General features: G+C 59.6%; 15 protein-coding genes. 4 read left to right on the top strand and 11 right to left on the bottom strand.

Annotated features, from left to right (window positions below):
• Positions 1-66 precede the first annotated feature (66 nt).
• Both M0D66_RS27255 and M0D66_RS27250 read left to right on the top strand, forming a co-directional pair.
• A complete protein-coding gene (locus M0D66_RS27255) occupies positions 67-1,866 on the top strand; it encodes a methyl-accepting chemotaxis protein (protein WP_200618894.1) in 1,800 nt (599 codons plus the stop codon).
• 21 nt (positions 1,867-1,887) lie between these two features.
• Positions 1,888-3,471 carry a methyl-accepting chemotaxis protein gene (locus tag M0D66_RS27250; protein WP_266212115.1) on the top strand — a complete coding sequence of 528 codons (1,584 nt, stop codon included), beginning with the start codon at positions 1,888-1,890 and terminating at the stop codon, positions 3,469-3,471.
• On the opposite strand, the gene M0D66_RS27245 is transcribed toward M0D66_RS27250, so the two are convergent.
• Positions 3,472-3,852, bottom strand: coding sequence for a DUF5594 family protein (locus M0D66_RS27245; RefSeq protein WP_266212114.1), 381 nt, complete (start codon positions 3,850-3,852; stop codon positions 3,472-3,474).
• On the opposite strand from M0D66_RS27245, the gene M0D66_RS27240 reads away from it, so the two are divergent.
• Positions 3,803-4,045 carry a LuxR C-terminal-related transcriptional regulator gene (locus M0D66_RS27240; RefSeq protein ID WP_266212113.1) on the top strand — a complete coding sequence of 81 codons (243 nt, stop codon included), beginning with the start codon at positions 3,803-3,805 and terminating at the stop codon, positions 4,043-4,045. The two genes, M0D66_RS27245 and M0D66_RS27240, sit on opposite strands and share 50 nt — an antisense overlap.
• Here M0D66_RS27240 and M0D66_RS27235 read toward each other — a convergent pair whose 3' ends face one another.
• From M0D66_RS27235 to M0D66_RS27210, 6 genes are all read right to left on the bottom strand, one after another.
• Positions 4,046-5,389, bottom strand: coding sequence for a dicarboxylate/amino acid:cation symporter (locus M0D66_RS27235; RefSeq protein ID WP_256455339.1), 1,344 nt, complete (start codon positions 5,387-5,389; stop codon positions 4,046-4,048).
• A gap of 102 nt (positions 5,390-5,491) precedes the next feature.
• Positions 5,492-6,109: a 3-isopropylmalate dehydratase small subunit gene (leuD, locus tag M0D66_RS27230; RefSeq protein WP_200618899.1), complete on the bottom strand. Its 618-nt coding sequence runs from the start codon at positions 6,107-6,109 to the stop codon at positions 5,492-5,494.
• The gene (leuC, locus tag M0D66_RS27225) at positions 6,103-7,521 is read right to left on the bottom strand and encodes a 3-isopropylmalate dehydratase large subunit (RefSeq protein ID WP_200651091.1); all 1,419 of its coding nucleotides are present in this window, start codon (positions 7,519-7,521) and stop codon (positions 6,103-6,105) included. The genes leuD and leuC overlap by 7 nt, the downstream gene beginning before the upstream one ends.
• Before the next feature lie 17 nt (positions 7,522-7,538).
• Positions 7,539-8,417: an alpha/beta fold hydrolase gene (locus M0D66_RS27220; protein ID WP_200651090.1), complete on the bottom strand. Its 879-nt coding sequence runs from the start codon at positions 8,415-8,417 to the stop codon at positions 7,539-7,541.
• Positions 8,418-8,540: 123 nt separating this feature from the next.
• A complete protein-coding gene (locus M0D66_RS27215; protein WP_200618902.1) occupies positions 8,541-9,446 on the bottom strand; it encodes a LysR family transcriptional regulator in 906 nt (301 codons plus the stop codon).
• 120 nt (positions 9,447-9,566) lie between these two features.
• Positions 9,567-10,016, bottom strand: coding sequence for a GNAT family N-acetyltransferase (locus M0D66_RS27210; protein ID WP_266212112.1), 450 nt, complete (start codon positions 10,014-10,016; stop codon positions 9,567-9,569).
• A gap of 127 nt (positions 10,017-10,143) precedes the next feature.
• Between M0D66_RS27210 and M0D66_RS27205 the strand changes: the two genes are divergently transcribed.
• Positions 10,144-10,797 (top strand): XRE family transcriptional regulator, encoded by a 654-nt coding sequence (locus M0D66_RS27205; protein WP_200618904.1) that lies wholly within the window; start codon positions 10,144-10,146, stop codon positions 10,795-10,797.
• A 46-nt stretch (positions 10,798-10,843) separates the two neighbouring features.
• Here the strand turns inward: M0D66_RS27205 and M0D66_RS27200 are convergent, their stop codons facing one another.
• The 4 genes from M0D66_RS27200 to M0D66_RS27185 form a co-directional block, all read right to left on the bottom strand.
• Positions 10,844-11,449, bottom strand: a complete 606-nt coding sequence (locus M0D66_RS27200; protein WP_266212110.1) for a hypothetical protein — start codon at positions 11,447-11,449, stop codon at positions 10,844-10,846.
• A gap of 43 nt (positions 11,450-11,492) precedes the next feature.
• A complete protein-coding gene (locus M0D66_RS27195) occupies positions 11,493-12,248 on the bottom strand; it encodes an amino acid ABC transporter ATP-binding protein (RefSeq protein WP_211707838.1) in 756 nt (251 codons plus the stop codon).
• A 28-nt stretch (positions 12,249-12,276) separates the two neighbouring features.
• Complete coding sequence (locus M0D66_RS27190; RefSeq protein ID WP_301773109.1) at positions 12,277-12,882, bottom strand: hypothetical protein; 606 nt, start codon at positions 12,880-12,882, stop codon at positions 12,277-12,279.
• 75 nt (positions 12,883-12,957) lie between these two features.
• Entirely contained in the window at positions 12,958-13,725 is a 768-nt protein-coding gene (locus M0D66_RS27185) for an ABC transporter permease (RefSeq protein WP_093643213.1), read from the bottom strand.
• Positions 13,726-13,727 lie beyond the last annotated feature (2 nt).

Genomic DNA, 13,727 nt, shown 5'->3' with positions numbered 1-13,727 from the left:
TATACCGCGTATGAGGCCCCCGCCTCACCGACTACGGTTCACTGCTTACTCCGAAAGACTCCCAACATGTTCTCCTCCATTCGCGCGCGCATCGTCGCCCTGTGCGTCGCCATCGTTGTGGTCGCGCTCGCTGCTAACGCGGTTCTCAACTATGTCGTCGCCAACTCATACAACGCCGATGCGATCGAAAGCAGTTTGAACGCTGTCGAAAGCGGTCATGCAGACGGTATCGAAGATTGGATCGCCTCCAATAGTCAGATGATCAACTCGCTGCAGGACGCAGTGCTGCAACCCGATCCATCCGCCGCGTTGAAGCAGATCGCCGCAGCCGGCAAGTTCACCAACGTGTACGTCGGCTACGCGGACAAGACCGCGAAGTTTTCGGACCCGACCGGCATTCCGCCCGACTACGATCCGACCGGCCGTCCCTGGTACAAGCAGGCCGCCGCAGCGGGCAAGCCGGTAGTAACGCCGCCCTATGTGGACGTGGGCACGGGCAAGCTGGTGGTCGCATTCGCCGCGCCCGTGGTGCGCGACGGCGTGGTGAAAGGCGTGGTGTCCGGAGACGTCGCGATGGACAGCGTGATTGCCAACGTCAAAGCGATTCATCCGACGCCCGCGAGCTTCGGCATGTTGATCGACGCGAGCGGCCATATCGTCGCGCATCCGGATGCCAAGCTGACCTTGAAGCCGGTATCGGACCTCGCCCCCGCACTGACTAGCGACAAGGTGACTGCGCTTTTCAGCGCCGAGCACCCTGTCGAAGTCGACGTGAACGGCAGCACGAAGCTGCTGCGCGCCGAGGCCATTCCCGGCACCGACTGGTACGCGGTCGTCGCACTCGACAAATCGGAAGCGACGGCGGGCATGCGATCGCTGTTGACTGCTTCGGTGATTGCCTTAATCGTGATCGCCGCGATCGCCGCCGCCATCGTGGCCGCGGTCACCGCTGTATCGTTCCAGCGCCTGTCGAAAGTACGCGATGCGATGGACGCGATCGGCTCGGGCGAAGGCGATCTGACACAACGTCTGCCAGCGGTCGGCAACGACGAAGTCGCGCAGATCGCGCGCTCGTTCAACACCTTCATCGACAAACTCAGCCACGTGATGCGCCAGATTCGCGATGCCAGCGAATCGGTGCGCGTGGCCGCCAATGAAATCGCCGCCGGCAACGTCGATCTGTCGGGCCGCACCGAATCAGCGGCAGCTAGCCTGCAACAGACGGCGGCGTCGATGGAAGAAATCACCTCGACGGTTACGCAATCGGCGAGCGCCGCGAAGCAGGCCGACGATACGGCCGTGTCCGCGTCGCAGGTCGCCTCGCGCGGCGGCGTAGTGATCTCCGAAGTGATTACGACGATGGGCGAGATCGAACATGCGTCCGTGAAGATCTCGGACATCATCGGCGTAATCGACGGCATCGCATTCCAGACCAACATTCTCGCGTTGAACGCAGCGGTGGAGGCCGCACGCGCCGGCGAACAGGGCCGCGGTTTCGCGGTGGTCGCCGGCGAAGTGCGCAGCCTCGCGCAACGCAGTGCGCAGGCCGCGAAGGAGATCAAGGGGCTGATCGAAGCAACCGTGGCGAGCGTGACCTCCGGGTCGGGCCAGGTGCGCCAGGCCGGCGAGACGATGACAGAGATCGTCAGCAACGTCGCCAACGTGACCACCATCATTTCCGAAATCACCCAGGCGGCCAACGAGCAAACGCGCGGCATTCAGGAAGTAAACCGCGCAGTCAGCCAACTCGATGAAATGGTTCAGCAGAACGCCGCGCTGGTGGAGGAATCCACAGCGGCCGCTGCCGCCTTGCAAAGCCAGGCCGTGAGTCTTGCCGGTGCCGTGACGCAATTCAAGCTGGACTAAGATCCACCAAAGGAAATCGCAGTGACGTTCTATAGAAATCTGAAGATCGCCGTCAAGTTGGCGCTGCTCGGCGCGGTGCTGCTCGCCGCGACCATAGTGGTGGGCCTGGAAGGATGGCACGCGCTGTCGAATACGCATGCTCTGCAAATCCAGTCCGCGCAAACGCTCAGTCAATACGCGCAAGCCGCCGACACAGCGCGCGTCGCACAGGTCGAATTCAAGAAACAGGTGCAGGAATGGAAAGACCTGTTGCTGCGCGGCGCGGATCCGGCTGCGTTCGCCAAGTACCGTGACGCCTTCAGCAAGGAAAGCGGCACGACGCACGCCGCGCTGTTGCGTCTGAAGGATCAACTGAGTGCATTGGGCGCCAACGTCGACGGCGTTGACAAGGCGCTCGCCACGCACGCCTCGTTGCAGGACAGTTACCTCGACGCGCTCAAACACTACGATGCGGCCGATCCGAATACGGCGCACATCGTCGACGGACTGGTCAAAGGCATCGACCGCGCGCCGACCGCCGCTATCGACGACATCGTCGCCCTGGTGATGCAGCAGGCGCAAGACTCCAGCGTGCGCACGGGCGATGCCGCGGAACATGCGTACACGCTCGCCTGCGTGCTGCTGTTGTCGGTCGTGATCTGCTCGCTCGGCGTGGGCACCTTCGCGGTCTGGTTCCTGAGCCGTAGCATCACGGTGCCGGTCAGGCAAGCGGTAGGCGTCGCGCAGGCGGTTGCGGCAGGCGATCTGCGTGCCGATGTCGCCGTGGTGAGTCGAGACGAAACCGGTCAGCTGCTAATCGCGCTCAACGAAATGAATCAACGCCTGCGGCACATCGTCAGCGAGATTCGTGAAGGCGCACACACGATTTCCTCGGCGACGCGGGAGATCGCCGCGGGTAACCTCGATCTGTCGGCGCGCACGGAGCAGCAGGCCGCCTCGCTCGAGGAAACCGCCGCGTCGATGCAGCATTTCACCGACTCGGTTCAGCGCAACGCCAGCAACGCACGCGAGGCCACCACGCTCGCTCAAACCGCAGCGCAAGCGGCACGCGACGGCGGTGTGGTGATGACCGATGCCGTGCGCACCATGGGCCAGATCGATGCGGCATCCAAGCGCATCGTCGATATCATCGCGGTGGTTGAAGCGATCGCTGCGCAGACCAATATTCTGGCGCTTAACGCAGCGGTTGAAGCGGCGCGGGCCGGCACGCAGGGACGCGGTTTCGCGGTGGTCGCGAGTGAAGTGCGCAGTCTCGCTCAACGCTCGGCCGATGCCGCGCGTGAGATCAAGGCGTTGATTCGTGAGTCGGTGGCCACGATCGACGCCGGTACGCAGTTGATCAATCACGCAAGCAATACGATGGACGGCGTGGTGCAAAGCGCGGGCAGCGTGACGCGTATCGTTGAGGCGATCGCGACGGCCAGCGTCGATCAGGCTGCAGGTATTGCGGAAGTGAACGATGCGGTCACGCAGATGGATCAGGTGACGCAGAGTAATGCGGCTTTGGTGGAGCAGGCGGCTGCGGCGGCCGATGCGGTGCAGAGTACGGCTTCAGGGTTGGTGCAAAGTGTGAGTTTCTTTCGGATTGGTGCTGTAGCTTCTTAATCAAGACTCAAAGTCGAGGCCGCCGAGTAAGACCGTCGGCTCGGCCTGGGTGTGCGAGATGAAGTCCAGTTCGCGGACGTGGCGCCAGGCTTCGAGCTTGCGGGGTAACGCGGCCAGGTAGCCGGCGAAGCGGGATGGGCCTTCTGGGCCCATCAGGCGTTCTATTTCGTCGCTGTCCCAGGTTAGGAACAGGTTCAACGGATGCGCGTAGTGGCGTAGGTCTTCGATCGGGGTTGCGTGGATTCGTACTCGGGTGGGGTGGCCGTGGCCGCCGTAGGGGAGTACTTCTGTGTGCACTGTCGTGGCAAAACAGGCGGCGATTGCTTCCGCGATGCGAGGGGCGAATTGTTCGTCGAAACGGGTTGCACTCTCTGGACGCATCTATGTCTCCGGTGTTCTGTGCGATGAACGGAGCATCGTAGCATGTGAGACGGCCGCGATCGCCGAGGCGATGGGTGTCAAAGAATCGACGGTTGAAACTTACGCCAAGCGCGCATTCGCGAAGCTTGGCGTGAATTCGCGCCGCGGGTTGTTGTCGCTGGTGCATGGGCATCAGGCGACCACGGCGGCGTAATCAGATCGGGCGCTGCGTTTCACGTTCGGGCAAGCGACCCACCACAGCCTCGCCCTCCTCCGCGGCAACCGTGCCGGACGTGACAACCGGTCTCGCCAACGCCGCCTTCAGCTTGTCGCGATCCAGCTCCTTCTCCCACGCCGCAATCACGATCGACGCCACACCGTTACCCATCGTATTGGTCAGCGCACGGCACTCAGACATGAAACGGTCGATGCCGAGAATCAGCACCATCGCCGTCACCGGCACGGTCGGCACGACCGAAAGACTCGCCGCCAACGTGATAAAGCCTGCCCCTGTCACGCCGGTCGAACCTTTCGACGTCAGCATCGTCACCGCCAGCAACGTGATCTCCTGAGCAATCGTCAAATGGGTATTGGTGGCCTGGGCGAGAAAAAGCACCGCGAGCGTCATGTAGATATTGGTGCCGTCGAGATTGAACGAGTAACCCGTCGGCACAACCAGCCCGACAATCCCGCGCGAGCATCCGAGCCGTTCGAGCTTCTCCATCAACTGCGGCAACGCTGCTTCCGATGTCGACGTGCCGAGCACGATCAGCAGTTCGTCCTTGATGTACACGACGAAGCGCCACAAGCTGAAACCGCATGCCCGCGCAATCAGGCCGAGCCCGCACGAGACGAACAGGAATGCGGTCAGATAGAACGTGCCGATCAGTTTCATCATCGGCAGCAAGGAAACGATCCCATATTTGCCGATCGTGAACGCGATGGCGCCGAACGCGCCGATTGGCGCGAGGCTCGTAATCATGCGCACAATACGGAAGAAGGTTTTCGACAGCAGTTCGATCAAACCGATAACGGGTTTCGCGGGTTCGCCCATCACCGCGAGCGCGGTGCCGAACAACATGGCGATCAGCAGCACTGGCAGAATATCGCCCTGGGTGAACGCACCGATGAACGTCTCCGGGATGATGTGCATGAAGAACCCCGCGAGCCCTTCGCCGTGCGCGGCTTGTGCGGCGTAACTGGATATCGCTCCCGCATCGAGGGTAGCGGGATCGACGTTAAAGCCCACACCGGGTTTCAAAACGTGCGCGGCCAGCAAACCGATGGCAAGCGCGAGTGTCGACACCACTTCGAAATACAGCAGCGCTTTGCCACCCACGCGGCCGACCTTGCGCATGTCGTGCATGCTGGCGATGCCGGTCACGACCGTGCAGAAGATCACCGGACTGATGATCATGCGCACGAGTTTGATGAAAGCGTCGCCGAGCGGTTTCATCGCCACCGCATTCGCCGGCAAGAAGTGGCCGACGATCACACCGACAACGATCGCCACGATCACCTGCACGTACAGCACCTTATAAAGCGGTTTACGCTTCATGTCTCCTCCGTTTTTTAAAGGCAAAGCGCGTCCCTTCCCTTCTGCCGGGGAATCGGTCACACGCGTTTCGGTTGAATGGCGGCGCAAGGGCCGCCAGGGGATTTACAGCACGGCGGCCCAGGGATGCCGTTTGAAATGGGTCCGCTCAAACGCTTCAATAGCGGGGAGTGAAGCGAGCGTGAGATCGATGATGTCCATGCCTTCAATCACCATCTGTTTGTGACGCGCGCCGAGCGGGAACGTGAACACGCGGCCACTGGCGGCCGTCACCGTTTGCTGCTCGATGTCGATATGCATTCGTGCAGCCGGATGTGTCACTGCGTCCTGCATTAGAACATCGACTGCTTCGCGATCCAGTTGCACCAGCAACAAGCGGTTATTCATCGCGTTCGAATAGAAGATCTCCGCGAAACTCGGCGCGATCACGGCTTCGAAACCGAATTGCTGAAGCCCCCACACAGCATGCTCACGACTCGAGCCGCAGCCGAAATTCGAGCCGCCGATCAGGATGCGTGCGCCGCGATACGCCGTCTGATTCAACACGCAATCCGGGCGCGGCTCGCCTGCTGCGTCGAAACGCAGGTCATACAGCAAGCCCTCCCTCAACCCGGCCTTGTCAATGATGCGAAGAAACTGCTTCGGCATGATCTGATCGGTGTCGAGGTTTTCGATCGGCAATGGCGTGGCATTCCCGTCGATTTCGGTGAGTCTCGTTAGCATGATTGCGTCTCCAGGGTGCGGACGTCGGTGATGCGCCCGGTTAGCGCGGCGGCTGCGGCCATCGCGGGACTCATCAGATGGGTGCGGCCGCCGCGTCCCTGACGTCCTTCGAAGTTGCGGTTGGTCGTGGATGCGCAGCGTTCGCCTACCGCGAGAAAATCGTCGTTCATCGCGAGACACATCGAACAGCCCGGCTCTCGCCATTCGAAGCCGGCATCGCGCAGCAGGGTCGCTATGCCCTCGGCTTCGGCCTGGCGGCGCACGCTGCCCGAGCCCGGTACGACCATCGCGCGCACCCCTTGCGCGACGTGGCGCCCTCGCACAATCGCAGCGACCACGCGCAGATCTTCGATACGTCCATTGGTGCACGAACCGATGAACACGCGATCGATCGGCGTGCCTGCAATCGGTTGGTCTGAATCGAGCCCGATATAGTCGAGCGCGCGCCGCAGTGCGGCAGCGGCCTCAGGCGTCTTTTGCGCGGCCGCACTGGGAATGCGCTGATCGACCGCAATCGCCTGATCGGGGCTCGTGCCCCACGTGACGAACGGCGCGATATCGTGTGCGTCGAAATGGTGTTCCGTATCGAAACTCGCGCCGACATCCGATTTCAGTTCGCGCCAGTCGTTCATGGCAGCAGCCCACTGGGCATCGTCCAGTGATGTTGCGTGCGCGCGGACATAGTCGAACGTGGTCGCATCGGGTGCGATCAACGCCGCTCGCGCGCCGGCTTCGACAGTCATGTTGCATAAGGTCATGCGCGCTTCCGCAGACAGCGAGGCGGTCGTAGACCCTGCGAACTCCACCGCGTAACCGCGCGCACCCTGTGCGCCAATGCGGCTGATGATCCACAAAATCACATCCTTCGACGACGTGCCGTAAGGCAACGTCCCGTCGATCGTGATACGCATGGTTTGCGCAACGCGATAGACCAGCGTTTGCGTGGCAAGCACGTGCTCGACCTCCGAGGTGCCGATGCCGAAGCCCAACGCGCCGAGCGCGCCGTACGTAGTCGTGTGACTATCGCCGCATAGCACGACCATGCCTGGGCGAATCAAACCGCGTTCTGGCGCGACGATATGTTCGATGCCTTGCAGGGGATCGTTCGCCGCATGCAGTTCGATACCGGCCTGATCGCAGTTGCGTGCGAGGTTGTTCGCCTGCAACAGCGAAGCGGCATCGCGAATCACGCGCGGCGATTCCGCATGCGTGGGAATGATGTGGCTGACCACCGCCAACTGCTGCCGCGGACGACGCACGGGCCGCACTTTCGCAGCGAGCGCGCTGAACGCCTGCGGGCTAGTGTATTCGTTCATCAGATGCAGATCGACATACAGCAGCACGTTTTGCACATCGATACGCGTGACGACGTGCGAATCGACGAGCTTCTGGTAAAGGGTTCGTTTTGACATGATGGGTCGACCAGCGACTAGGACTGCAAGAACGGCAGGACGCGTTCGAGCAACAACTCGGGCGCTTCCTCGGGAATGTAGTGGCCGCACGGCAAGGCCTCGCCGCTCACGTGCGCCGACCACTGACGCCATTCGGCAAGCGGCTCGAAACATTGCTCGATGACACCCTGTGCGCCCCACAACGCCAGGAAATCGCACTCGATCTTCTGCCCCTCAGCGAGCGACGCACGGTCGTGATCGAGGTCGATCGTGATGCTCGCGCGGTAGTCTTCGCAGATGCCGTGCGCGGTGGCAGGGTCCGACAGACAGCGCAAATACTCGGCGTAGGCGGCATCGGTGAACGGCGCCAGCCCGGCGCTGCGTGCACCTATGGTCTGCTTCAGATAGAGATCCGGATTGGATCGAATCAGCGTTTCGGGAAACGGCGCGGGACGCACGAGGAAAAACCAGTGCCAGTAAGCGCGCGCAAACGCGAACGACGTTTGCTCATACATCGCGAGTGTCGGTGCGACGTCCAGCGCAACCAGCTTCGTCACGGCTTGCGGATGATCGAGCGCCATGCGCGCAGCAACGCGTCCACCCCGGTCGTGACCGACCACGGCAAATTGTGTGAAGCCATGGGCGCGCATCAACGACACCTGATCTGCGGCCATGCGGCGTTTCGAATAGTTGCTATGGTCGGGCTCGCCTTGCGGTTTGCCGCTGTCGCCGTAGCCGCGCAGGTCCGCGGCAATGACCGTGAAGTGTTGGGCCAGCGTGGGCGCAACCTTATGCCAGATCGCGTGGGTCTGCGGATGGCCGTGCAGCAGCAGTAAGGCGGGGCCGTTACCGCCGCGGATTGCGTGGATCTGAATGCCGTCGACGTGGATCGACGCGTCGGTGAAACCTGTAAACATCGTTGCCTCCCGTATCTGAATGCAGTCTAGTTGAAGCCTGCAGCGACGGGGTTTCCAGTGAGGCAATCCGAAATTAACTTTCAGGAACGAATCGACGGGCGGCTTTCGCCTTGCGACGCGGAGTCAGGGTCGCCAGGGCGGCCGTGGACGAAACTCCCGTTGCAGATGTTGCAGAAAGGTCTTGATTCGTGCCGGCATGCCCGTCCTTTGGTGAACAAGCGCGATGACGTCAGCATCCGGTAACTTCCAGCCTGGCAGCAGCCGGATCAGCGAGCCATTTTGTAGTTCCTCCGCTACGTCCCATTCCGACCGAAGCATCACCCCTCGCCCTTCGCGAGCCCACTGGTGAATCACATCGCCGTCGTTCGAACTCAGGCCAGAGGAAACACGAACGCCCCGTGAAGTACGCCCCTTCGAAAAATGCCACAACGTCACGTCCTCGTTGTTTTGACGAAGGGCGATGCATGGAACGTTCGCGAGGTCTTCCGGGCTGGCGGGGGAACCGTATCTTTCCAGGAACGCGCGAGACGCGCAGACGTAGCGAGCGTTAGGCGCAATCACGTACCTGACAAGGTTCGAAGGGCCCAACTCGCCGATATGAACGACGATGTCGTAGCGGTCATATTCTTCAATGAGCGGGCGGTCGGACAGTGTCAAGGAGACGTCCACATCCGGATGGGCATCCTTGAATGCAGATGCGATGCGGGCTACGTATCGCCGCCCGAAACCTAACGGCGCGTTGACTTTCAAGCCACCGACCAATTGCCCTCTTCGCCTACCCAACTCTGCGAGCAATGAATCAAAGTCACGAAGAAGCTCAGCGCCTTTAGAACAAAGCAGTTCGCCCTCTTCCGTGAAGCGCAATTGTCTCGTCGAGCGGTCCAGCAAATGGACGTCAAGCTTCGTCTCGATCTGCTGCAATCTCTTCGTTACCGCCGACGGCGTGACGCCCAACTTGCGAGCTGCGCCCGCAAGGCTGCCGGCTTCGCGAATGCTGAGCAGGAATCTTATGTCGACGGCATCATTCATGAAGAAACGAGCTTACTGCTTCTCGGTTTTATGAGGCGGAGTAGTAGTCAAAACGGAGCGTATCGCGGCCGTCTTGTGAGAAGCATTGTAGCAGCGGCGAAATGCGCCTCACGGACATCATCACAAATCCAGACGCAACCGTGGCCCAACTTCAACAAAACCCGCGGACAGATAGAACGCAAGCGTCCTGGCCCACCGTGGCTGATCTGGCGCGCCGACGTCGAGTCGCTTCCATCCTCGCTCCTTGCCGAACTTCGTGGCCTCGCGGACCAGCGCTGCAGCTACTCCACCCGACCGGCATTCCGGCCGGACGTATAGCTCCGTGATCTGTCCGAAGGGTCCTCCCGCGTATATCGCCACGCCTTCTGTCATTAGAATTACGCCTACCGGACTCTCGCCTTCGAGCGCCACATATCCGAAGCAGCGATTCGTTTGGCTCAGAACGGCTTCGGCGATAGACACTCGGCCCGCAGGTTCAAGTTCACCATTGAGAAGCTCCCTCAGAAGCTCATCCACAAGATGCGCAACAGAATGTGCATCGGTCGGTGCAACAGGACGGATATGCGTCATGGTGATCCCCTTTTACTATCTCGCGCGGTGCGGTCAAAAAGCTGTTGGCCTGACACTCATCCACGGCAATGCCTCATATAATGGCAACACGTAGTCATCTTTGAACTGTTCCTTCACTGAAGGCGCCATGCCAAAATCTCAGAACCAGCCGCCCGCTGGAGAATCTCCGGACATTGAGGTAGCAGAGAAGCAGATCGACCCAGCAGTAGAAAAAGTGTCCCGTGCTTTGTCTGCGCAGATTCATGCCTTTCGAACGTCAGCAGGAATCGCTTCAGGCACGCTCGCGAAAATGGCCGGCATTTCGCATTCGATGCTCTCGAGAATCGAAAAAGGAACGGCGACGCCATCGATAGAAACGCTCACGCGGCTTGCGAATGCTTTGGGCAAACCGGTGTCGCGTTTTTTCGTCGACCAGAGCGAACGCCACGACTGCTCGTTCGTACCCGCTGGACAAGGCGTGACTGTCGACCGGGAAGGTTCGTCGTACGGCCACATCTATCGGCTCGTTGGCCACGTATTGTCAGGCAATCTTTCCGTGGAACCGTATGTCGTTACGCTCGACGAGAAGTCCCAACCCTGGTCAACCCACCAGACAACTGGAATCCAGTTCCTTCACGTGCTTGAAGGCAAGATGAAATACCGGTACGCCAATCGGCTCTACGATCTGAAACCCGGTGATAGTTTGCTGTTCGACCCGAATGCGGCGCATGGTCCGGAAGACATCGAGAGCGTGCCGGTCAAATTTCTCGCCGTATTCTTCAACATCCGGGAATACAGCTAGAAAATTGAGGCCACCGCTCCTGCACTGGCCTCTCGCACATGTCGGTTTACCGCTGTGACCGCTGCAGTTCTGCGAATTGCTTTGCTACGACGCTCTCCCGACTGGCGACAATCTCTCCTGCCCCAACACGCTCCCGGCCGTACACAATCCACGCGTCATCGGGCGAACCGATCGTTGCATCCACCCGCAGCTTCTCCGGTTGCGAATCAAAATAGTATCGATAGACGAGTGCGGAATCGCACTCTCCTTTCATCAGCCGCTCGAAGGCCACTGGAATTGAGACCGCCGGAATCAGCTTCGAATACGAACTGAGGTCTGCATACTCATCGGTTGCGGGGGAAACAAGCGAGATTGTTTCCGGCTTGCTCACATCTTTACGTGTGAGAATCGCCAATGTCTGACTCGGCGAGATGAAAGTGTCGACAACGAATCGCTCGCGGAAATTACTGCCCATCACACGCGGCGTATCTGGATGAACCGCGCACTGAACGAGATAGTCAATTTCGTCCGCGTCAAACGCAGCCAGGGCGTCGTCGAAATTGCCGAAGAGTTTGACTTCAGCCTCGAGCCCGTGGAACTCAATGTAACGACGAGTCACGTACTCGTGGTTCGTCCCGGATGGGCCGAGCGTGCCAAACCTGATTGTGGCCATGCTTTACTCCTGAAAATTCGCGCGCATCTTCAACGTGGCGCATTCATTTTTGAATCATCTGACTGAGGAAGCGCTTCGCGCGCTCAGTCTTCGGTGCGTCGAAGAAATCGGCGGGCTCGCTGTCTTCCACGATTTCGCCCTGGTCCATGAACAGAATGCGGTCGGCCACCGCTCTTGCGAATCCCATTTCGTGCGTGACGCAAAGCATAGTCATGCCGTCTTGTGCGAGCAACGTAAGCGTATCGAGCACCTCTCTGACCATCTCCGGGTCAAGCGCCGATGTCGGTTCGTCGAGAAGCATGATAGTGGGCGACATGCAAAGCGCTCTTGCGATAGCGACTCGTTGCTGTTGACCACCGGAAAGCTGCGCGGGGTATTTCGTGGCATGGCTCGCAACGCGAACACGTTCAAGCATTTCAAGCGCCCGCGCTTCCGCCTCCTTCCGCTTCAGTCCGCGAACGCGCATCGGCGCCAAGGTGCAGTTTTCCAGCACCGTCATGTGCGGGAACAGATTGAAATGCTGAAACACCATGCCAACGTCGGCACGCACCATGCGCACGTGTTTCGCATCGTCGGTGACCTCGATTCCGTCGACGTGGACATCTCCCGAATCATGCTTCTCAAGTCGATTCACGCAGCGAATCAGGGTCGATTTTCCAGAACCGGACGGCCCGCACAGAACAATCTTTTCACCTCGTCGGACACGCAGCGAAATTGAGTTGAGTACATTGAACGCGCCGAAACTCTTTGAGAGTCCCTTGATCGATATCGCGAGTTCGTTGTTCGGTACCGTGTTCATAGCGGAAATCCTGTGCATTTCGTGCAGCTCAGCTATCGAGCCGCGTAGGTGTCTGGGCGTGGAATGCCCGAGCTGCCGGGCTCTCCTTCCAGGCTACAACCTGGCCATCGGACAATCGCTCACGGCCATAGACAATCCACGGATCGTCAACGGTACCGATTCGCTCGTCGATTCTGAACCGCGTGGGGTTTTCGATTGCAAGAGACGAGTACGTCAGGCCACTTTCGTATTTGCCCGAGAGAAGTCCATCCGCAACCGACGCCGTCGACGTCTCCGGAATGAGCGTCAGTCCATCTGTATTGACATAGTCACGCGTGGCCGGTTGAAGTGCGAGCGTTCGTGGCGTACCGATATCAACTCGGGTCACCACCGCCATGTCTTTGCTGGAAGAGACGAAGGCATCGATGACGAACAATTGCTTGCGGTACTTCGCGACGATGTCGGCCGTTGAAGGATGCACTGCAACCTGAACGATATAGTCGGCCTCGCCGTCGATCACCATGCGCGCGGCCTCGTCAAAGCTCAACACCAGAGTCATCGATGCTTTTTCTTCCAGACCGTGATGTTGAATGTATCGGGCAGTCACAAACTCGTGATTGCTACCACTGGGCCCAAGTGTCAGAAACCGAAGCAATTTGCGTTTCTCCATTAACTTTGTGTAGGGGACTCGGGAACATGAGTCCGCCTATAAAGATGTGCTGCAAGAAGACTAGGCTATGTGGGTGTCGCCAGAATCTGAAGACTTCAGCATTGCGGGTTGCTTAGGTTTTCGAGGATTGGCGACGTTGGTGTCCTTGCCTGTTCTGCGTGCGATGTTCTGCTCGAGGATCCGGAACGCATGCGACAGAAAGAACGTCATCGCGAGATAAATCAATCCCGCTCCGACGAAAATCTCATAGGGCGCATAGGTCTCACTCACCAATAGCTTCGACGTTCCCGTCAATTCCATGATGGTCACCGTCGATGCCAGCGACGTCGCCTTCAGATTCAGAATCGTTTCGTTGGCGTACGCGGGGATTGCAATACGAATGGCGATCGGTGCTTTAACGCGACTGAGTATCGAAGCTCGACTTAGCCCGAGTGCCTCGGCAGCTTCCACGATGCCTTTGGGCACCGCAGACAGTGCCCCCATCAAAATGCGCGCCGTGTACGCGCCCGAATTCAACCCCAGCGCAATGACGGCGCAGGTGAACGGGTCACGCAGAAGCGGCCAGAACACGGAGTGTCGAATAAAAGAGAACTGTCCAAATCCATAGTAGAGAAAGAACAGTTGCACGAGCGCCGGCGTGCCGCGAAATGCGCCGATATAAAACTTGACGCAAGCGCTCAGAACCTTCGACGAACTCAATCCCATGAGCGCTGTGGGCACACCCACAATGAGACCCACAACCACGATGCAGACAAACAACTCAAGCGTGACGGGCAACGCAGCAAGCAGACGCGGAAGACTCGAAATGAGCAATGAGAAATCAAACATGG

It is taken from the genome of Paraburkholderia sp. SECH2 (genome assembly GCF_030464795.1).
Lineage (GTDB): Bacteria > Pseudomonadota > Gammaproteobacteria > Burkholderiales > Burkholderiaceae > Paraburkholderia > Paraburkholderia aspalathi.
This window is presented reverse-complemented; position numbering and strand designations above follow the sequence as displayed.

Bases quoted from the DNA above. Each gene is read 5' to 3' on its own strand.
- M0D66_RS27255 (WP_200618894.1), top strand. From the start codon at position 67: ATGTTCTCCTCCATTCGCGCGCGCATCGTCGCCCTGTGCGTCGCCATC.
- M0D66_RS27240 (WP_266212113.1), top strand. From the start codon at position 3,803: ATGCGAGGGGCGAATTGTTCGTCGAAACGGGTTGCACTCTCTGGACGC.
- M0D66_RS27245 (WP_266212114.1), bottom strand. From the start codon at position 3,852: ATGCGTCCAGAGAGTGCAACCCGTTTCGACGAACAATTCGCCCCTCGC.
- M0D66_RS27235 (WP_256455339.1), bottom strand. From the start codon at position 5,389: ATGAAGCGTAAACCGCTTTATAAGGTGCTGTACGTGCAGGTGATCGTG.
- leuD (WP_200618899.1), bottom strand. From the start codon at position 6,109: ATGCTAACGAGACTCACCGAAATCGACGGGAATGCCACGCCATTGCCG.
- leuC (WP_200651091.1), bottom strand. From the start codon at position 7,521: ATGTCAAAACGAACCCTTTACCAGAAGCTCGTCGATTCGCACGTCGTC.
- M0D66_RS27220 (WP_200651090.1), bottom strand. From the start codon at position 8,417: ATGTTTACAGGTTTCACCGACGCGTCGATCCACGTCGACGGCATTCAG.
- M0D66_RS27215 (WP_200618902.1), bottom strand. From the start codon at position 9,446: ATGAATGATGCCGTCGACATAAGATTCCTGCTCAGCATTCGCGAAGCC.
- M0D66_RS27210 (WP_266212112.1), bottom strand. From the start codon at position 10,016: ATGACGCATATCCGTCCTGTTGCACCGACCGATGCACATTCTGTTGCG.
- M0D66_RS27205 (WP_200618904.1), top strand. From the start codon at position 10,144: ATGCCAAAATCTCAGAACCAGCCGCCCGCTGGAGAATCTCCGGACATT.
- M0D66_RS27200 (WP_266212110.1), bottom strand. From the start codon at position 11,449: ATGGCCACAATCAGGTTTGGCACGCTCGGCCCATCCGGGACGAACCAC.
- M0D66_RS27195 (WP_211707838.1), bottom strand. From the start codon at position 12,248: ATGAACACGGTACCGAACAACGAACTCGCGATATCGATCAAGGGACTC.
- M0D66_RS27185 (WP_093643213.1), bottom strand. From the start codon at position 13,725: ATGTTTGATTTCTCATTGCTCATTTCGAGTCTTCCGCGTCTGCTTGCT.